Source organism: Holdemanella porci (genome assembly GCF_019052655.1).
Lineage (GTDB): Bacteria > Bacillota_I > Bacilli_A > Erysipelotrichales > Erysipelotrichaceae > Holdemanella > Holdemanella hominis.
In genome coordinates this window covers 36,194-55,166 of record NZ_JAHQVB010000004.1, presented here as the reverse complement: position 1 = coordinate 55,166, position 18,973 = coordinate 36,194, and the positions used below count along the sequence as shown (strand labels likewise).

Below are 18,973 nucleotides of genomic sequence, written 5' to 3'. Positions count from 1 at the left end.
AAGATACAGGAGGAACTATATGAACGCAGTTATCTTAGGTTATGGAGTTGTCGGAAAAGGAATTGAAATCCTGGCAAAAACATTGGATGATATCAATATAAAATACGTTTATGTACGTAAAGAAAAAGAAAACCTACCTTATTTTTCTAACAATGAAGATATGGTAGTTCAAGATGATATTGATATCGTTTTTGAATGTTTAAACGGATTAGAACCTGCCAACACATTGATTCAAAAAGCTTTGAAAAAAGGAAAACATGTCATCAGCTCAAATAAAGCTGTTGTCGCAACCTATCTCGATACCTATTTAGAGCTTGAAAAAGAATATGGAGGAAGCATTCAGGTAGAAGCTTGTGTTGCAGGTGGTATTCCATTTATCGATGCCTTATTAAAACTAAAAAGACTTGAACCACTACAAGGCTATGAAGGTATCTTTAATGGCACAAGCAACTACATTTTAGATTCTATGCAAAAAAACAACTTGGATTTTGAAGACGTTTTAAAAGAAGCTCAAGATAAAGGATATGCTGAAAAAGATCCATCTAACGATATTGATGGTGTTGACGTATATTATAAAACAAAGATTTCTAACAGCTTAGCTTTCAACACACCCATCGTTGACATTCCATATTATGCAGGAATTCGTACAATCAAAATGTTGGACATTAAATTCATCAAAATGAACAATAAAGTCATACGTCATTTATCCATATCAAGACAAATTGACGATAAAATTATTTCCATTATCGCTCCATGTTGCATGGATGAAAATGATTTTTTAGCCAATGTTCCTAGCAACTACAACGCACAAAAAATCCTATCTCATAGCTTTGATACACTAGGCTATTATGGTCAGGGCGCCGGCCAATTACCTACAGCGCAAGCCATGGTACAGAATGCTTTAGATACACTTGAAAATAAAGAAAGAAAAATTGTTTATTCAACACCAAAAGAATTTGATACGTCTCTATTAAAAGAAACGTGGCTAATTCGCAGTGATGTTTCCCTAGAGAATTACTATCCTATTCAAAAGAAAGAAGCAAACTATTACTGGATTGAAAACCAGGATATGTCAATCATTAAGAAAGTTAAAGAATTAGATAAAAATAGTTTTATCGCATTATGGAGGTAGTCATATGTTAAAAATCACTAAATTTGGTGGTTCTAGTGTCGCAAATGCTGAACAGTTCAAAAAAATCAAAGCCATCATCCAACAAGATCCAACACGCCGATACATTGTTGTATCGGCTCCTGGAAAACGTTTTGCGGCCGACAATAAAATCACAGATCTGCTTTACTTGTTAGATGCCCACAGAAAATACCATGTTGATGCATCGAGCGTCTTTAAACTCATCAAAAACCGTTTCATCGAAATAAAAAATGAATTAGACCTTAAACAACCCATCGAAAAAGAGTTGGATGCCTTTTACACCAATCTTAACCAAATGTCCCAAGCTGTTATCGTCAGTCGCGGTGAATACTTCTGTGCTAAATTAATGGCTGAATATCTAGGTTATGCCTTTGTGGATGCCAAAGATATTATTCGTTTTAAACTAGATAAATCTATTGACTGGGATGCGACCAGCGCAAAACTTCAAGCTAAATATGCTCAATACGACCACTTTGTTTTCCCAGGCTTCTATGGCACAAGTGCAAATGGACACATTCAAGTCTTCCCACGTGGCGGAGGCGATATTACAGGGGCTATTTTAGCAAAATGTCTTCATGCCGACGTATATGAAAACTGGACCGATGTGTCTGGATTTTTAATGGCCGATCCTACAATTGTTAAAAACCCAAAAGGAATTACTCATATCACATATTCAGAACTAAGAGAACTTTCCTATATGGGAGCTAGCGTTTTACATGAAGAAGCTATTTTCCCGGTTAAAGAAGCTAACATTCCAATCCACATTTTAAATACCAATCGCCCTCAAGACGCAGGTACAATCATCCAAGAACATTCAAAAGTAAAAAGTGGATATCCAATTACAGGTATTGCAGGTAAAAAGGATTTTATGTCTATCTATGTTTATAAAAAGCATATGTCAAATGAAGTCGGTTTCATTCGTAAAGCTCTATCCATCCTAGAAAAATACCACATCAGTATTGAACACATTCCTAGTGGAATTGACTCATTCAATATTGTTGTAGAAAAAAAAGAAATTGAAGAGAGTCTTTATGAAATCTTGGCACACTTCAAAGATGAACTAAAACCAGATAAATTAACTGTCCAAGAGGATTTAGCTTTAATTTCTACTGTAGGTAAAAACATGTCCGATAAGCCAGGTACAAGTGGCAAGTTATTTGGTGCCTTAGGTAAAAATAACATCAACATTGTCATGATTGCCCAAGGTAGTGATGAAATCAATATCACAGTGGGAGTCAAGAAAAAAGACTTCACAAAAACAGTCCAAGTTATATATGATACTTTCGTAGGAGGAAATGAAGAATGACAACAATCGCAATTGCCGGTGCTACAGGTGCTGTAGGACAACAAATGTTAGAATGCTTAAAAGAAAGAAACATTCAGGCTGACCTTAAATTATTGGCTAGTGCCAGATCAAAAGGCAAAGAAATCGATGGACACATTGTTGAAGAACTCACAAAAGAAAGTTTTCAAGGTGTTGACTATGTTTTAGGAGCAACTGGAAATGACATCACAAAAATGTGGATGCCATGGGCCAAAGAAGCAGGATGTATCGTTGTTGATAATTCAAGTGCATTCCGTTTAGACAAAGATGTTCCTTTGGTAATTCCTGAAGTGAACAAAGAAGATATTAAAGGCCACCATGGCTTGATTGCCAATCCAAACTGTGCAACGATTATTGCCCTTGTAGCTTTACAAGCTTTACATAAAAAATACCGCATCAAACGAATGATTGTGACAACATTTCAAGCTGTATCAGGTGCTGGTGTTCAAGGAATTGAAGATTTAAAGAATCAAATTGAAGATGAAAATGTTCCATCAAAAGCTTTCCCTTACCAAATCGCATTTAACTTGATTCCTCAAATTGGAGATTTTGATGATTTAGGCATCTCAAAGGAAGAATGGAAGATGCAAAATGAGGCAAGAAAAATGTGGCACGATGATGCTTTAAAAGTTAACTGTACTTGTGTACGTGTCCCTATTTGGCGTTCTCATTCTGAAAGTATCACCATCGAATGTGAAAATGAAGTGGATGTCAATGAGGCGAGAGAATTAGTATCCAAAGCTGAAGGCGTACTATTAAAAGATGATCCAAAAAATCAAATCTATCCAATGCCAAAGGATACGACAAATCAAGACTTAGTTCATGTTGGAAGAATTCGTAAAGACATCACGGATGAAACAAATCATACATTATCTCTATTCTGCTGCGGAGACCAGATTCGTAAAGGTGCTGCTACAAATGCAGTCCAAATTCTAGAAGAATTATTAAAGGCAAACGATTAATTTCGCTTGCCTATTTTTTTAGTTAATTTCAATATCTCCACTTGTTGTATTTAAAGTTAAGGTCGCATTATTTGTTCCTAGCACACGAGTTACAGAACCCGTTAATTCTTCTTCCCCAATTTCAATATCTCCACTCGTTGTAGAAGCTGTGACTGAAACATTATTGATATTTTCTACACTTACATCTCCTGATGTGGTATTTAATGTATTATCTCCAGTTAATTGGCCATCAAATTCTATATCTCCACTTGTAGTTACAAAAGTACAATTATTTAAATTTCCATTCTCAATAGAAATATCACCAGACACACTTGTCACTCTAGAATCCTTTAATGCCACGTTTTGAGTTTCAACATCCCCTGCAACAATATTGCCATTCACAATTAAAGAATCATTTATCGTATAAATAATCACTTCATTATCATCGTGACCGACAAAATGTTTATCTGAAATTGTTTCTTTTACAGTTAAAACACCATCATCAACAGAATAATCCAGTTTTTGTTTCTTCGCATCCTGCAAACGATAAGAAATCGCGTTCTCACTTGATTTCTCAATTTTAACATCCATACTTGTCAAATCTAAATTGACAGAAGTAAAATCTTCGATTCGTTCATGGTTCAAAGGTTCTTTCGCAATAGATATTTCTTCAGATACTTCGCCAATGTCCACATTCGTATTCGTAATTAAATGAATCGCAAGAAAGCTACCTCCTGCAATACAAACAAGAATAAGAATAAATACTATAATGAATCCTTTTTTCATCAAACCACCTCTTTCACTACTAGTTTATCACCACTACTTTGTTTTGTACAGTAGTATGCTCAAAAAAAGAAGAATTACTCTTTAATTCTTCCCTTCTCAACATTAGGAATAATGAAATGCTCATACATATACTTCCACAACACTTCACTACCCTCATGTGTTTTTTCGTTTCGCTTTAATATCTTTTCAAGATGCACACCATTTTCAACCCACATTCTTCCATCCGTCGCAGCATTCAACATAACAGGCTGAAAATTATCCATCACTCTGGCAAACTTAGCTTCCGGTGTTCTTCTTTCTTCAAATTCATTCCACAAATGTAATACTTTCTTTGCCTGATCTTCTGGCAATAAATTAAAAATGCGATTAGCTGCTAAATTCTCTCTTTCATTTTGTGTTTTCAAGCCTTGATCATCATATGCATAGGTATCCCCTGCATCAATTTCCACAAGATCATGAATCAACAACATAGAAATTGTTTTTAATACATCAATTTTTTCATTGGCATATTCACTTAATAATAGTGTCATAATAGCCATATGCCAAGCATGTTGAGCATCATCCTCAAAGTCTTTCCCATTGCTTTGAAGTGTCTTTCTTTTGATTTGTTTTTCTTTATCAATTTCCAAAATAAATTGCATCTGTTTTTCAATTCGTTCCATACCATCACCAACACCATTTTAACACACAAAAAGGTCCGGATTCACTCAGGCCTAATCTATTACGTCAACTTCGAAATCATTAGTGAACTTGAGGAAGGAGCAAAATACGATTTCTATTGACGCAAACCTTCTTAAAACTTCCTTTCGAAGCCAATGAAATTATATCATCATTTGCAACTGTTTACAATATAGTTGTAAATATTTTACATTTTCGTGAAAGTATAAACATATATAATATTACACAAGATATCACACTTACCAAAACAACTCCGATTACAGATAACTTTTTGGCTTAACCTTCAATTTGTTGTTATGACATAAATAATGTCAAAATTGCTTGTATACTTTAAGTATCTAAAAGGTAGGCACTTATATGAACACAATCAATTCCTCTAATTTCTTACTTCCTAATGTTGCGGACAAACTATGCTCTTATCAAAAAGAACGTGTATCTTTGATGATCAATGATTTTATTGAAATAAACAAGCAGATGGATAGTTATCATTTTGAATACTGTCCTAAATGTGGTGCTTATCATCCAGTTCTTGTAAAGGCAGGTAAGACAAAAGCAGGGAAACAGATGCTTAAGTGCAATGCATGCAATAAAAGATTTGTCTGTGATCATGGTCAGTTGACATTTTATTCACACCAGAGCCAAGCAAAATGGAACGATCTAATCATTCAAACACAGAACGGAAATTCTATTCTTAAAACAGCCGCAAAAATAAATGTAAATGAATCCACTGCTTTTCGCATGCGTCATAAATATCTTCATTTTATTGAAGTTATGGAGTATCCCATACATGCTTACGAAAGAGATTGAAGTTGATGAAACGTATGTAACACATTGCAGAAAAGGACGAAAAATAGAGGGTCATCCAGGGAAGAAACGAGGAACACCCGCTAGAAAAAGAGGCTTGTCAAAAGAAAAGATATGTATCCTAACAGAGGTGCAGCGATCGGGAAACTGCATTGCTCGTTCTTTTAATGTGGCTAAACCAAGAATTGACGATGTGTTACAGTTTAGTCGCTGTATTGAAGATAAAAGCTATGTATGGACAGATGGATTAGCTAGTTACCAGAAGGTGCTCGAAGAAAAGAGATGCGAGAATAAAATTCTAGTCAGCTATAAAAGTTATGACTCTGTAAATCATCTAAACAATGTTAATTCTTTTCTTTCACAAATTCAGGCACAATATACGTGTTATAAAGGTATATCTAGTAAATACATCAATCGATATAACGCCTTGTTCACCCTGCAACGCGAATATCTTGGAATGGATTCACAAGAAATGTTACGTTTGATCATGAAACGTTTGAGAAAGATCCATGTATATTTTTATATACGCCAAATTCGTAAAGAATGTTTATTTCCGTTCGCTATCGTTTAGAAAGTACCTATATCAACAAATTGAAGGTTAAGCCATACCAAATTATCATTCAGCGATAAAAAAATATTCATTCCATTCAAGTGTTGATTTATATAATTGCTTACCTTTGAACATAAATGACAATATAATAAGCACTAATGCTAAACCTTTTGATAATAAAATTTTTACAAGAATAATTGCTGCCAGTAGTAATAATTTCATCATCATTAAAATTCCTCTCCTTGCTGTTTCTTTTCATAATATATGGTTGTTATTAGTTCGATTATCCAACTAATAGATAATAAAAGTCCTAAAACAATCAGAATTGCTACTGTTAAAATATTTTCAGTAAAATAGAATGCAATCATAGACAATATTACGCAGATGAAGATAAGTGCTTGAAGAATGACAAACGCTGAACATAGACTTTTCAATTTGACAATACTGTTTCTTACATTTATTTTTGAGGATATATCTTCTTCTGTGCATTTTTTAGACAACGCTCTGATTAAAGAATTTAACCCAATTGACAATGCAAGAAATGAAATAACGATATTTCTGATTTGCAAAATCATTAAATCAGAGGGCACCGTCAAATTTTTTATCAAAGAAAATGCACCTATTACACAAAATATAGTACCTGTAATTAAGCCTTTTTTATTGTAAGCTTTCATTATCCTACACTCCCCTGTATCTTGGTACAAAAGAGTATAAACTATACACGAACTGTAAAGTCAAGAGTTTTCATTAATCTTAATCATAATTTTTGTAATATAATCAGCTTCATCAGAAATAACAAAATCATTCAAGCCAACTTCATAAGCATAGTCAGTAAGTTGTAGATTATTTCCATGAGCATAATCAAGCATCTGTTGATATAAGGCTGGTAATTTATCCCATTTACCCTTTTGATAACCACAGAGATATTTTCCTTGTGGTTTTATAAAACTATTCGGAACAGATTTTTTGTTTAAGGCAATCGTGTATACTCCCTCGTATTTATCGAAGTTCATCTTATATACATTGTCAAGCGAAATAAAGCTTCCCATTCCCATTCGTATTTGTTCTATTCCCCATATATCTTTCAAACGAGAGAAAATTTGTGTTATATCATCTTCTGAGAAATCATAAGGATAGACTAAAAGCCTTTCTGATTTACATTCTTCAATTCTGATTTCCCGTTCCTGTAAAGTTTCACAAAAAAATATTTGTTCTTTCTTGCTCTGCATTACAGTTTTAATATCTTTCAGCTTTTGAATTTGCTTATCAACTTCTTGTTCTTTTTCGTTCACAATTTTTAAGAAATCAGCAGGTGTAGGATTTTTTCGATATGTTTCGATTTCCTCAATACTCATATTTAATTCTTTCAACATACGGATATATTCAAAATCTATACTTTGTGAAATATCATAATAGCGATAGCCATTATCAGATTTTGTAAGTGGACGGAAAAGCCCGATTTCATCATAATAATGTAATGTGCGTTTGTTTACTTCGTGTAATTTTGCAAATTGTGCAGTTGTCAGCTTTTTAATCTCTTTTCTCATTTTCTTAAAACTCCTTATTTACATTACAGTTACTGTATACTTTATCATATATGATATGAATGATGTAAACAAGGAGAAGAACAATGAAAATAAAATTACGTGAATATCAAAAACAAGATTTTAAAGCTTTAGAAACTATCATTAGGGAAACATGGCATTATGATGATTTTAGCAGTCCCAAAATAGCGGTTAAACTAGCAAGAGTATTTTTAAGCAGTTGTTTAACCAACTATACATTTTCAAGAGTAGCGGTAGTTGATGGAAATGTGGTTGGTATTATATTAGCTAACAATATTTCTAAACATAAATGTCCTCTTTCAAATCGACTGTTACAAATAAAATCAATACTATCCTTATATAGTTCAAAAGAGGGTCGGAATGTTTCAAAAATTTTTGGTAACGTCAATGGAATAGATAAACAATTATTGAATGAAAACAACAAAATTTATCCGGCAGAGCTTGCCTTATTTGCTGTAAGTTCTTCATGTAGAGGAAAAGGAATTGGTAAAATACTCTTTCAGTCAACTCTCGATTACATGAAGCAGGAAAAACTGAAAGAATTTTATTTGTTTACAGATACAAGCTGTAATTATGGTTTTTATGAACATCAAGGAATGAAAAGACGATTAGAAAAGGAACACATATTTAACATCAAAGGACAGCAAGCGGTAATGAAATTCTTTATTTATGACTATCAATGTTAATGATAACAGTTATTCTTTCTTCCCATGATTACCTGCCATAGCAAAAAAAAGCCCTGTCAAGAGCTTGCCGCCATTGGTGGTGTTATGCACTCTTGATCAGGCTTTTTGTTTACTGTATCTTTTCGTAAGAGGAAAAAGATTATTCGTCCTCATCATCAAAATTATCCGTTATCCACGGTAATTTCGATAACAGTTCCATATCCTCTTTTGAATTCGGGTTTATCATTTTCACGACTTGATAAGGTGTCCTATACTTGTGTTCCTCAATGCTTTCCCAAACATATCCATGCTGTATAAATCATCATGGCGGTTTAACAGTTTTTGGAATTTCAAATGTTGGATAAAGTCTTTGATTGGGTAAAGGTCGGACGCTTCAATGCTTGTTCCATTGATGTAGTCGGTAATGTATTCCCGTAACTTTTCTAACTCGTATTCCAGCCATTCTTCCTCGCTGTCAAAGAAGTTATCATAATGTCCATGCTTCAATTCTGCATTTAATCGTTCCTCTGCTCTCAAAAACTGACGGACTTCTTTTTCAGACTGATTAACATATTTCCATTCCCCGATAACAATTCATTGGGTGTTACGTCCAGCACTTCCATTATCTTTTCCAACGTTTCATAAGCAGGATAGTTCAACCCTCTTTCAATCTTGGAAAGGCTCTGCATATTGATACCGGTTTTATCCGCAAGCTCCTGTTGTTTCATTCCTCTAAATTTTCTTATGGTCTGTATATTATTTCCTAAATGGCTTATTTTCATTGCATACCCCTCCATATCTCGTTATACCTTTGCTATTATAAATCTATCATGCTTAATATGATTTATATAGACAAAAATAGATATTGATCATTAAGCATATAGGAATCACTATGTTCTTGTAATTGAATAGGCACAATAGAATGAAATACAAAAACATTCAAAAAGAAATACCTATCTGATTAAACCCATAGATATGAATATCGGTTGAAATGGAATTTGTTTAAAAAGGGTAAAACAGGACTTGTCGACAGAGCATTGCAGGACTGTTGGCGTACATGAGCAAAAACGACATGACGGATTGCCGTCAAAGGACGGAAATGCTTTGTCGGCTGGCGAGCCTTGTCTGTGCCTCCGTTATCTAACAGGGGGCACTATTTCACAAAAGACAAGTAAAAAATCATACAACCCCAAAGCTGCAAGGAGTAATATGAAGTTTTAAGAAGATAGTAACTTCACATTCTTTTGAATAGTGGTTTACAGGTATTTCAAGGCTATTATAGGATTGGAGGAATACAATGAACAATTTAGAATTTGCACTTGAAATGAAGAACAAACATCTTGCAAGCGCTCTTTCACAAGGAGAACTTGCACGTCTTACCCATGTATCAAGATATAGTATAAAAGGAAAACCCAAGGTTGCGATTGATTACAATATGCCTTTTGTCCGTATGGTAAAGAAATACAACAAGCACCATAAGGAAAACCCTTTGCCACATATCACACCACATACACTACACCATACATTCTGCACAAGACTGGCAAGCAAGAACATGAATCCATAAGATTTACAGTATATCATGGGGCATTCAAATATCAGTATCACAATGAACTGGTATGCTCATGCGTCCATAGATACTGTAAAATCAGAGGTTCAGCGTCTAATCGCATAGAAGTATTTACCACGATTTTAACCACGCTTGATAGCGAAAATATAAGAAGATAGACCTAGATATGTGAGGTTTACCACAAAAGAAAAAATGCCCGTACAGCCGATAAAATAAGGCTTTGCAGACATTTAAGAAGGTATAAAAAGATAGTCAAAGACATATATAATTTATTAATAAAGACTGTAAATATAATTATTACATAAGCAACATTCTGAGCTAACATTGTGACAGCAGCCATTTGTCCAGCTCCTGTATACACAAACAAGGAAAAGCTCAATGCTCTAAAAAATGTTAATCCTGTTGCTTTAGCCAACATACCCTACGCTATTCCAACAGGAATATATCCTAAAATAATTGGATTGCTGCCTTGGCCCCTACTTTAAAATCTTTCTTCATAATCATTTGCTAAAGAAAAAAGAAACAGTGTAAAACTATTTCTCTTCTTCCTTCTTATGAAACATTTCACTAAATACGCCTAACGCATAGAAAAGCACACTAAAGCAGATGCTTTCATAACACGTCGTAATCATGTACAAAACCAAATTCACTACACTTAAGTTTGTACTGTAATATGAAGTAAACGTATTATATGCTTGGATTGCCGCATAACACGTATAAGCTAACGATAAAACGGCAAAAACGTATAATAGAATTGTTAATGTATTCTTATTTTTCATTTGAAATACCCCCTTTAAATAATGTACTAATTAAACCACTATTTTCGTATTTATACAAACAAAAATTTTTCAGTTTATTTTAAGCAAACGCATCATACGTATCATCATCCTCACAAACAATTTGAATGACACGCTTTCCATCCACTACAGTCGATACAATCTTATCTGGATATTCCATGGCATCCGAACGAATCGTTAATTCAATACCTTGAGATATCTGGAATTTTTTTGTACGTTTATTATTCAAGCTTTCGGGAACAACTTTAAATTCTGTATCAAAATTTTTACGTTCAGGAAGCGCTAGTAAACAATCTTTAATAACATCTTTCTCAATTTCTTCTTCACTAAAAGAATACGAATCAATTAAATTATCAATACATTGATTGTAGTTTAACTGCTGTGGTGTATTCATCACATTCTGCAATTCACTAGATAACTTTACATAATCCTTTTTAGAAACAGGTTCTACAGCGCTCTTCAATTCATTATCCACGGCCTTAAATGCGGAATATGTATTTTTGGCATCATCCCTAGCTTCATCTAACTCCAAGAATGAAACCGTCCAATATTTTGCCATAGTATCTGAATATGCCTTAACATCTTTAAATACTATATGCGAATTAATTTCATACATTGAAAATACAGCTGATTTCCACAATGATTTCTTATCTCCTGAAAATCCATACTTCTTTGATAAATCACTTCCATCATACCATTTTGAATGTTCCACTTTAGCAACCACAAATAAAAGTTCATCACTACTATTTTGTACCAAAGCCTGAATTAAACTTCCCTTTTTCACATTAGAACCCATGCGATAGATTTTTGCTTGTGCAAGTTTTTCACTCATCAAAAGCTTATCTGCAATACTATCTGTAAGAACTTCACATTTTTCTTGATTCAATGCCATTTGACGAATACACGAAACAACTTGTGTTTGTTCATCATGAATGGTATACATTTTATTTTTCTCATTTGAGTTCGCATACTCAATATATTCCTTCACAAAACCTTGGAATTCTTCAGGCATCTCTTTTCTTTGTAGTGTATCATTGTCTAAATCCAATATATGGAAAGATGTATATAAAATTGTCATAAAAAAATTTACTCCTTTTTATCGCAAATATTATACAATAAGTAAAGGAGGTTTTAAAAATGAAAAGAAAATCGATACCTATTTTATTATTAACTGGCTATTTAGGAGCTGGCAAAACCACTTTATTAAATCACATTCTAAAAAATCAAGAAGGATATAAAGTTGCGATTATTGTCAATGATATTGGTGAAATCAATGTCGATCAAAAACTAATTGATAAAAATGCACAAATTCAAAAAGAAGACACAGACGTTGTAGGTCTTACCAATGGATGTATTTGTTGCACACTAAAACTAGATCTTTTACAACAACTCTCAGCCTTAGCCTCATCCAATAAATTTGATTACATCATCATTGAAGCGAGTGGTATTTGCGAGCCAATCCCCATTGCGCAAACCATTACTTACGCCAATGAAACACTATATTCTAGAGGATTACCAGAACTATTCCACTTAGACAACATCATCTGCGTTGCCGATGCTGCAAGATTGTCAAATGAATTCACTTGTGGTAAACACTTATTAGAACCTTGTGAAGATGAAGATTCTTTAGACTCTTTATTGATGCAGCAACTCGAATTCTGTAATACCGTTATCTTAAACAAAGCAGAAACCGTCAACGAAAATGAGAAAAATGAAATCAAGGCAGTCATTCATAAACTATGTAAAGATGCCGGAATCATTGAGGCTAGCTTTGGCCAAGTTAATTTAGAAGAGCTTTTAAACACACATAACTTTGATTATGAAAAAGCACAAAACAACATTGGTTGGATTCACGAAATCGAAGAACACGAACACCATCATCACAATCACGAAGGTGAAGCTTTAGAATATGGAATTTCTACTTTTGTGTGGCAAACAAGAAAACCATTGGATTTAAAGAAATTCACAAATCTATTAAATAACTATCCGAATGTGATTCGCACCAAAGGCTACGTATGGTTTGATAACCAACCTGATTCTGCCTACTTATTTGAACAAGCTGGTAAATTAAATTCACTTACAGAAGACTCATTATGGATTGCGTCAGCTCCAAAACAAGATCAAATGGATTTATTAAAAGCCAATCCTCAACTAGCTCAAAACTGGGATGAAGAGTATGGAGATCGAATCAATCAATTAGTCTTTATTGGAAAGAATATGAATGAAGAACAAATAAAAAGACAGTTCAATGACTGTCTTGCATAGGAGAAGAAATTCTCCTATTTTTTTTTAACTTTGAAAAGTTTTGATCCAAAATTCTTTCAACTTCAGAATACGATTGATTCTTTAACGAAGCCACCATAGTAATTTCATTTTTTAAAGCAGCAATATAATCGTCACTATCAATAGCCCATTTCACAGCTTCAATACCATCGGATTCCATAAGTAATTTATCCATAGATACTTGTTCTACTAAATGCGTTACTTCCTCTTCTTTTCCAATTGAAGGACCAATCGTGAAATAAGATACCACTTCATCATATTCTTTGACATAATCCATACATCCATACCAATGTACAACATATGTATTTGGATATTTACGAATCAATTCAAGTATTGTTTTTTCCTGACCCTTCGTATGAAGAATAACCGGTTTATTTAAAGCATGTGCAAGCTGAAGCTGTTTTTCAAACACTTCTTTTTGAATATTTAAATCCAAATCACACCATACACTATCCATGCCGATTTCGCCAATGATAGGTGCCTTTTTTAACAAAGGAAGCATGGATTCAAATGTATCTAAACTTGCATTCCAAGGATGTATTCCACAAGAATAGAACAACTGCTTTTGATGGACAAGTTCAAATTCTTTTTCATTTGCGACGTTACAAATACCAGAAATTCCATATTCATTCTGTAGCGCATTTATTTCTTTTGAATAATGATAATGTGCATCATGCATGATTTTCACCCTTCAACAATTCATAAACTTGTTTCTTCAAATCACTTTGTGAAAATAACCAATCCCTCGATTTCTTTTCTTTAGATAAGTCTATTTCCTGCAAGATATGACTTGGCTTATTCGATAAAATCAAAATACGATCCGATAAATATAAAGCTTCATCAATATCATGTGTAACTAATAAAGTAGTACGATTATAATTCTTTCTTAATTGTAACAACCAATCTTGCATATCATTTCGAGTAATAACGTCCAACGCTCCAAATGGTTCATCTAATAAAAGAATATCCGCTTTACACAAAGAAGTTCTCAAAAAGGCAGCTCTTTGGCGCATTCCTCCTGAAAGACTCGATGGATATGCGTTTTCATAACCAGAAATACCAAATGTTTCAAATTCTTTTAAAGCTCTTTGTCTTATTGATTTATCATGATTAATTTCGCCATACAAACAAACATTATCTAAAATCGTTCTCCATTCAAGTAATAAGTCACTTTGTGGCATATATGCAAAATGACTACTAATACCTGTAATTGGTTCATCATCCACAAATACGGAGCCAGAATAATCTTCAATTAATCCTGCCAATACATTTAGAATGGTGGATTTTCCACATCCACTTGGCCCTAGAATGGAAACAAATTCACCTTCTTGAATAGAAAAAGAAATATCGTTTAATATTTCTTTTCCTGAAAATTCAAGATTTAGCTTTTCAACATATAGCTTCATTATTTTACAAACTCGTTAGTATATTGATCTTTCGCATCAATCTTTTGACTGATCAATCCTGTTTCATACATAAAATCTGTATAATTATCCCATACAGAATCTTTCATAACACCCCATGAATCTGCATCTTTGGCATATTGACTACTTAAATATTTTTGACTTTCTTTAAGGAATTTCAAATCTGTATCTGACAATGCATCCTCATGTAAGATTTCAGCTGCTTTACTTGGATGATCAATCGCATATTCATATCCTTTTTTAGTAGCTTCCATAAATTTTTTAACTGTATCTGAATTCTTTTTAATCATCTTTTTGTTGGTGATAATAACCGGAGTATAGTAATCCAAACGATTATCTAAATCAGCTAATGGCATATAGTTTAAATCATATCCATCTTGTAGTGCTTTAATAATAGCCCAACCATAGAATTCCCATCCAAGGTTCACTTTATTTTTACCAACTTCATCACTAAGTCCTGCAATACCAGACCCATCAGATCCTACGATGTTTAACTTACTAAAATCAGCACCCGCTTCATTCATAACCGCTTTAATGACAGCTTCTTCACTTGGTGCTCCCCATCCTGCATATGTTTTTCCTTCAAAATCCTTTACAGAATTGATGTTTGCACTCTTTAAAGAAACAAATCCTGAAGTGTTGTGTTGGATAATTGTCGCAATTGTTTTAATTGGAAGTGGATCTTCACTTGTTAGGGCATACGTAACATCTTCTTGGTAAGAGATTCCAAAATCAGCTTTTCCAGCCGCAACCATTGAAGTTGTCGCATTATCACCTGGCTCAATAATATCTACATCTAAACCAGCCTCTTTATAATATCCTTTGTTTTTAGCTACATAGAAACCAGTATGGTTTGTATTTGGCGTATAATCCAACATCAATGTAACCTTTGTTAATTCTTTATCAGAATTCGATGTTTGAGCACAGCCAACTAAACTTAACGCAACAGCAGCTGCACACATTGCCTTTAAAATTTTCATTTTCTTTCTCCTTTTCGTAAATGTGGAAATAATATTTTTTCCAATAGAGTCACTCCTAAATTCAATAGAATGCTCCAAAATATAATCATCAATACACACGCAAAGACTTTATCTAACATATATCCGTTTTTTACACGAAGCATGTAATAACCAAGTCCTGCTCTACTTGAAAGCCATTCACCTACAATAGCTCCGCCCACACAATAGGTAGCCGCTACCTTTAATCCTGAAAATAAGCCAATGGCACCCGATGGAATCTTAACAATTTTATAGATTTGAAATAGATTGGCACCAAAACTTTTTAATAAATTGATTTCTTTTTCATTCACTTGTGACAAGGCATCCGTAAAGGATATCGCAATCGGAAAAAAACACATAAATATGACAATTAACACTTTGGGCAACAAATCAAATCCAAACCAAATTGAAAACAAAGGCCCTAAAACCATAATAGGAACGGTTTGTGTCACAATCAAATATGGATAAACACTTGTCTTAAATGTTTTGGATAGATCCATACAAATTGAAATAAGTATCGCAAAGAAAGTACTAATCAACAATCCTAAGATTGATTCTTGCAACGTAACAAGCGAATGTTGCATTAGAATATCAAAATTCTCAATAAGTGCACTGATAATTTTTGATGGACTTGGCAAAATATAAAGTGAAATATCAAATACACGCACATATAATTCCCAGCCACCAATCACTAGAATAAACACAAGCAACGGCATGACAATTCTACGATTTTTCTTCATTCACTAGCTCCTTTCCAAATAAAAAAGGCACCCTAGAGTGCCACCATCAATCGATATGACTCCCTACGCTAGAATTAACCAGATCAGGTAATAAGGGTTTTTCTCAGCATTTGCACCCCTGTCATGTATGTTTTTACTTGCCCATTGATTATATCACAATCTTAGACTAATTTATATTTCTTGCATATATCCTCAACAATTCCATCTAAGCTTTTACCATCCATTGAAATCGAATCCATTTTGGATGCATATAAAGTATGGAAATAATCAAAATCCGCCTGTATTTCTCTCATATAATATGCCTTATGCTTATTTAGATACGATTGAGGGATGTGCAAAAGATTGTCATTATCATCCGTAAATTCCAAGCGTTTAAAAACATTTTCAGTTCGATCTGTTAAGTCGAAACAAATAATATCTGAATCTTCAAAGAAATCTTCATATGCATCTAAATACGCAATAGGACTTAGGGCAATGACTACATTTTCATTTTCTTTGATCCAAGATGAAATCATTTCTGCACGCAATTCATCACGTTCATATTGATCACTATATTCATCTTGAAAACCAAGCATTGTTCCATACTTTTCTTTGATTTTCGCATCCATATCGATAAAGTCGTAACCTAATTTCCTTGCCAAGAACTCACCAACAGTGCTCTTTCCAATGTTACACATCCCAAAAATTAATATTTTCATTTTTCCCTCTACATCATTACACGAATCAATCCACATAAAACTAAATGTCCCACATAGAACCAATAAAAAAACCATTTCATAAATGTACTCTTTCCTCTTGTTCCATCATATAAAGACATAATCGGATATACTAAAACAATTCCGAACTGCAACAAACCATAAACTACATGATAGGTGCTGCCACTCGTCCAATTAAATGAATCAATAAAAGCCACCAATACTTTTCATAATTCGGATAAAATGTAGTTGCGAAATGATCCATAAACATCGCAATGATCGCAATCATCTTGATTTGATTTCCATTTTACTTTTTTATCATTGAGTCACACCTTCTCCTACATTAGGTTCAAAGTGCGAATAAACAACATCTGCACCAAATAAAAGAAGTAAAACCAAACATGCCGCAGATAATTTTTTATTTAAGTGTTCTTTAACCCAGTTATCAATTAATGGCGCAATCACATAGACAAAAGCCATACCACCAATGCCAAACACCAATAAGCCTTCCGCACAAATTCTTCCATGAAGATTTAAGAAGTAGCCTGTATAATCCCACCATTTTTGACCATTATGCGTAAGCTCTAAAAAGAAACCAGTAAAGTATTCAATACATCCACAAAGAAGTACGGCCATACTAAATTCAACTTTGGGGCGCATTCTAAATCGTTTTAATAAAAGTAAAATTAAAACACAGCCAAAACCATAAATAGGAATCCACGGACCATGTAAAACTCCGCGATTCACAAAACATCCATAGCTAATCATAGATAGACTCACTTCCCAGATCCATCCGACAAAACACATAAAGAAGAAACAGACTAAAATAGATGTTACTGTATAATTTCGATTTGGATGTAAAACACGAAGATTTGACTTCTTATACTCCTCTTCAATTGGAGATAGCCTTACTGGATAACATAATAAATACACTTCGGTAATCATAGTTTCAGCTTCCATTTTATTATAGGTATATCTTTCATATTGTTTTTCTTTTGAACTCAAATGAAAGATGATCCCAAAATTATCACACAAGAATTTTTTTACGCCCGTATACGCATTTTCTATTGGATTTTTCGCATTCAATGCCGCAATTACATCCGAATACGTATTACGCATCAAAGCACTGCTTGGTTTTTCAAATAAATACGTATCATTTAAGATAGCACTTTGAAATTCTTTTCTTCTTAGTGTATAAAATTCACTCATCACAGCCATACGATACATATTCGAATAAAATATAGCACTAATCCCAAATGTACAAACATCCAGAATGTACCATCCAGCCATTGAAAATTGCCATTTAAAACATTCCAACTTATGTCCCTTCATCATATTTCGAGATAAAGAAAGTGCATCTTTTAAAGATATCGTCGGATTTTCAGCTAAGATATAATCCACTAAGAAATACACATAGTAAAAGTAGACGCCTCCTATCGCAGTAAAGTTCATAATTATTAAAATCATAGATTTCACTAACCTCACAAACGCAACATTCATCTGTTTACGAATTCGCATTAAATAAACCAATCGATCAAGTGGAAGTTTTGCATAAACTCTTCCTTCCAAAAATAGTCTGCGATTGATGACTGGCAATACATTCACAATATACACTCTATAAAACACAGATATGCATAAACCCATCACGACAAAACAAATACCCGCAATATCTTTTGAATGAACAATGGTAGATAAACCTAAAAATAGTGTCTTCACAAAGGATCCTGAAGTAATTCCATTTACCACATGTGCAAATACACCGTTGGTCGTACCAAAGACGTCTTCAGGAAGTAAAAATGTCATCGACTTCACAAAAGAAGAGTGCATTAATAGGCCTGAAACTCTCTTGGCATTATCTTGTTTTAAAAGGGATAAAGTCGAACTAAATTCACTTCCCATAAGTACTGCTGCAAGACATAACACTAAATAGGTCGCATAGTGAGTTTTTACATTTTTATGTGCATTTTTCTTAATTTCTTTGAGTTTCATACTTAAATAATAGCATA

The 18,973-nt window shown here is 33.5% G+C and carries 23 protein-coding genes, 2 pseudogenes and 1 riboswitch; of the genes and pseudogenes, 8 read left to right on the top strand and 17 right to left on the bottom strand.

Annotation, left to right across the window (positions count from 1 at the left end):
• Positions 1-19: 19 nt before the first annotated feature.
• The 3 genes from KTQ83_RS01705 to KTQ83_RS01695 are packed head-to-tail and all read left to right on the top strand — an operon-like array spanning position 20 to position 3,436.
• Positions 20-1,132: a homoserine dehydrogenase gene (locus KTQ83_RS01705; RefSeq protein WP_158567622.1), complete on the top strand. Its 1,113-nt coding sequence runs from the start codon at positions 20-22 to the stop codon at positions 1,130-1,132.
• Positions 1,133-1,136: 4 nt separating this feature from the next.
• Positions 1,137-2,456, top strand: a complete 1,320-nt coding sequence (locus tag KTQ83_RS01700) for an aspartate kinase (protein WP_117925949.1) — start codon at positions 1,137-1,139, stop codon at positions 2,454-2,456.
• Positions 2,453-3,436, top strand: coding sequence for an aspartate-semialdehyde dehydrogenase (locus KTQ83_RS01695; RefSeq protein WP_217255882.1), 984 nt, complete (start codon positions 2,453-2,455; stop codon positions 3,434-3,436). The genes KTQ83_RS01700 and KTQ83_RS01695 overlap by 4 nt, the downstream gene beginning before the upstream one ends.
• An 18-nt stretch (positions 3,437-3,454) precedes the next feature.
• Here the strand turns inward: KTQ83_RS01695 and KTQ83_RS01690 are convergent, their stop codons facing one another.
• Positions 3,455-4,201 carry a DUF4097 family beta strand repeat-containing protein gene (locus tag KTQ83_RS01690; RefSeq protein WP_217255881.1) on the bottom strand — a complete coding sequence of 249 codons (747 nt, stop codon included), beginning with the start codon at positions 4,199-4,201 and terminating at the stop codon, positions 3,455-3,457.
• 74 nt (positions 4,202-4,275) lie between these two features.
• Complete coding sequence (locus tag KTQ83_RS01685) at positions 4,276-4,863, bottom strand: HD domain-containing protein (protein WP_117926674.1); 588 nt, start codon at positions 4,861-4,863, stop codon at positions 4,276-4,278.
• A 373-nt stretch (positions 4,864-5,236) separates the two neighbouring features.
• Between KTQ83_RS01685 and KTQ83_RS01680 the strand changes: the two genes are divergently transcribed.
• Together KTQ83_RS01680 and KTQ83_RS01675 are read left to right on the top strand one after the other, a co-directional pair.
• Positions 5,237-5,686, top strand: coding sequence for a hypothetical protein (locus KTQ83_RS01680; protein ID WP_217255880.1), 450 nt, complete (start codon positions 5,237-5,239; stop codon positions 5,684-5,686).
• Positions 5,667-6,254, top strand: coding sequence for an IS1595 family transposase (locus KTQ83_RS01675; RefSeq protein ID WP_217255879.1), 588 nt, complete (start codon positions 5,667-5,669; stop codon positions 6,252-6,254). The genes KTQ83_RS01680 and KTQ83_RS01675 overlap by 20 nt, the downstream gene beginning before the upstream one ends.
• Before the next feature lie 45 nt (positions 6,255-6,299).
• On the opposite strand, the gene KTQ83_RS01670 is transcribed toward KTQ83_RS01675, so the two are convergent.
• The 3 genes from KTQ83_RS01670 to KTQ83_RS01660 are packed head-to-tail and all read right to left on the bottom strand — an operon-like array spanning position 6,300 to position 7,780.
• Positions 6,300-6,461, bottom strand: coding sequence for a hypothetical protein (locus KTQ83_RS01670; RefSeq protein WP_217255878.1), 162 nt, complete (start codon positions 6,459-6,461; stop codon positions 6,300-6,302).
• The gene (locus KTQ83_RS01665) at positions 6,461-6,907 is read right to left on the bottom strand and encodes a hypothetical protein (protein WP_217255877.1); all 447 of its coding nucleotides are present in this window, start codon (positions 6,905-6,907) and stop codon (positions 6,461-6,463) included. Before KTQ83_RS01665 ends, KTQ83_RS01670 begins: the two co-directional genes overlap by 1 nt.
• A gap of 60 nt (positions 6,908-6,967) precedes the next feature.
• Positions 6,968-7,780, bottom strand: a complete 813-nt coding sequence (locus KTQ83_RS01660) for a MerR family transcriptional regulator (RefSeq protein WP_217255876.1) — start codon at positions 7,778-7,780, stop codon at positions 6,968-6,970.
• 83 nt (positions 7,781-7,863) lie between these two features.
• Here KTQ83_RS01660 and KTQ83_RS01655 point away from each other — a divergent pair, with 83 nt between their 5' ends.
• Complete coding sequence (locus KTQ83_RS01655) at positions 7,864-8,484, top strand: GNAT family N-acetyltransferase (protein ID WP_217255875.1); 621 nt, start codon at positions 7,864-7,866, stop codon at positions 8,482-8,484.
• Between the two features lie 139 nt (positions 8,485-8,623).
• On the opposite strand, the pseudogene KTQ83_RS01650 reads toward KTQ83_RS01655, so the two are convergent.
• Positions 8,624-9,260 (bottom strand): annotated as a pseudogene (locus KTQ83_RS01650) (helix-turn-helix domain-containing protein).
• Between the two features lie 605 nt (positions 9,261-9,865).
• On the opposite strand from KTQ83_RS01650, the pseudogene KTQ83_RS01645 reads away from it, so the two are divergent.
• Positions 9,866-10,135, top strand: a pseudogene (locus tag KTQ83_RS01645) (tyrosine-type recombinase/integrase); the annotation flags it as partial.
• 70 nt (positions 10,136-10,205) lie between these two features.
• Here KTQ83_RS01645 and KTQ83_RS12685 read toward each other — a convergent pair.
• The 3 genes from KTQ83_RS12685 to KTQ83_RS01630 all read right to left on the bottom strand — a co-directional run bounded on the left by KTQ83_RS12685 (position 10,206) and on the right by KTQ83_RS01630 (position 11,905).
• On the bottom strand, positions 10,206-10,448 hold the full coding sequence (locus tag KTQ83_RS12685; RefSeq protein WP_217255874.1) for an AzlC family ABC transporter permease: 243 nt from the start codon (positions 10,446-10,448) through the stop codon (positions 10,206-10,208).
• A gap of 115 nt (positions 10,449-10,563) precedes the next feature.
• A complete protein-coding gene (locus tag KTQ83_RS01635) occupies positions 10,564-10,809 on the bottom strand; it encodes a hypothetical protein (protein ID WP_117926668.1) in 246 nt (81 codons plus the stop codon).
• 79 nt (positions 10,810-10,888) lie between these two features.
• Positions 10,889-11,905, bottom strand: a complete 1,017-nt coding sequence (locus KTQ83_RS01630) for a nucleoid-associated protein (RefSeq protein WP_117926667.1) — start codon at positions 11,903-11,905, stop codon at positions 10,889-10,891.
• A gap of 59 nt (positions 11,906-11,964) precedes the next feature.
• Between KTQ83_RS01630 and KTQ83_RS01625 the strand changes: the two genes are divergently transcribed.
• Complete coding sequence (locus KTQ83_RS01625; RefSeq protein WP_217255873.1) at positions 11,965-13,092, top strand: CobW family GTP-binding protein; 1,128 nt, start codon at positions 11,965-11,967, stop codon at positions 13,090-13,092.
• Here the strand turns inward: KTQ83_RS01625 and KTQ83_RS01620 are convergent.
• From KTQ83_RS01620 to KTQ83_RS01585, 8 genes are all read right to left on the bottom strand, one after another.
• Positions 13,073-13,789, bottom strand: a complete 717-nt coding sequence (locus tag KTQ83_RS01620) for a TatD family hydrolase (RefSeq protein WP_217255872.1) — start codon at positions 13,787-13,789, stop codon at positions 13,073-13,075. The genes KTQ83_RS01625 and KTQ83_RS01620 overlap by 20 nt on opposite strands.
• On the bottom strand, positions 13,782-14,516 hold the full coding sequence (locus tag KTQ83_RS01615) for an ABC transporter ATP-binding protein (protein WP_117926794.1): 735 nt from the start codon (positions 14,514-14,516) through the stop codon (positions 13,782-13,784). Before KTQ83_RS01615 ends, KTQ83_RS01620 begins: the two co-directional genes overlap by 8 nt.
• Entirely contained in the window at positions 14,516-15,514 is a 999-nt protein-coding gene (locus tag KTQ83_RS01610) for an ABC transporter substrate-binding protein (RefSeq protein WP_117926793.1), read from the bottom strand. Before KTQ83_RS01610 ends, KTQ83_RS01615 begins: the two co-directional genes overlap by 1 nt.
• Positions 15,511-16,272: an ABC transporter permease gene (locus tag KTQ83_RS01605; RefSeq protein ID WP_117926792.1), complete on the bottom strand. Its 762-nt coding sequence runs from the start codon at positions 16,270-16,272 to the stop codon at positions 15,511-15,513. The genes KTQ83_RS01610 and KTQ83_RS01605 overlap by 4 nt, the downstream gene beginning before the upstream one ends.
• A gap of 43 nt (positions 16,273-16,315) precedes the next feature.
• A riboswitch (TPP riboswitch) is annotated at positions 16,316-16,402 on the bottom strand.
• Between the two features lie 31 nt (positions 16,403-16,433).
• Positions 16,434-16,970: a shikimate kinase gene (locus tag KTQ83_RS01600; RefSeq protein WP_217255871.1), complete on the bottom strand. Its 537-nt coding sequence runs from the start codon at positions 16,968-16,970 to the stop codon at positions 16,434-16,436.
• An 8-nt stretch (positions 16,971-16,978) separates the two neighbouring features.
• Complete coding sequence (locus tag KTQ83_RS01595) at positions 16,979-17,122, bottom strand: hypothetical protein (RefSeq protein WP_217285011.1); 144 nt, start codon at positions 17,120-17,122, stop codon at positions 16,979-16,981.
• Positions 17,123-17,133: 11 nt separating this feature from the next.
• Entirely contained in the window at positions 17,134-17,256 is a 123-nt protein-coding gene (locus tag KTQ83_RS01590; protein ID WP_217255869.1) for a hypothetical protein, read from the bottom strand.
• Positions 17,257-17,285: 29 nt separating this feature from the next.
• Positions 17,286-18,956, bottom strand: a complete 1,671-nt coding sequence (locus KTQ83_RS01585; protein WP_217255868.1) for a DUF975 family protein — start codon at positions 18,954-18,956, stop codon at positions 17,286-17,288.
• Positions 18,957-18,973 lie beyond the last annotated feature (17 nt).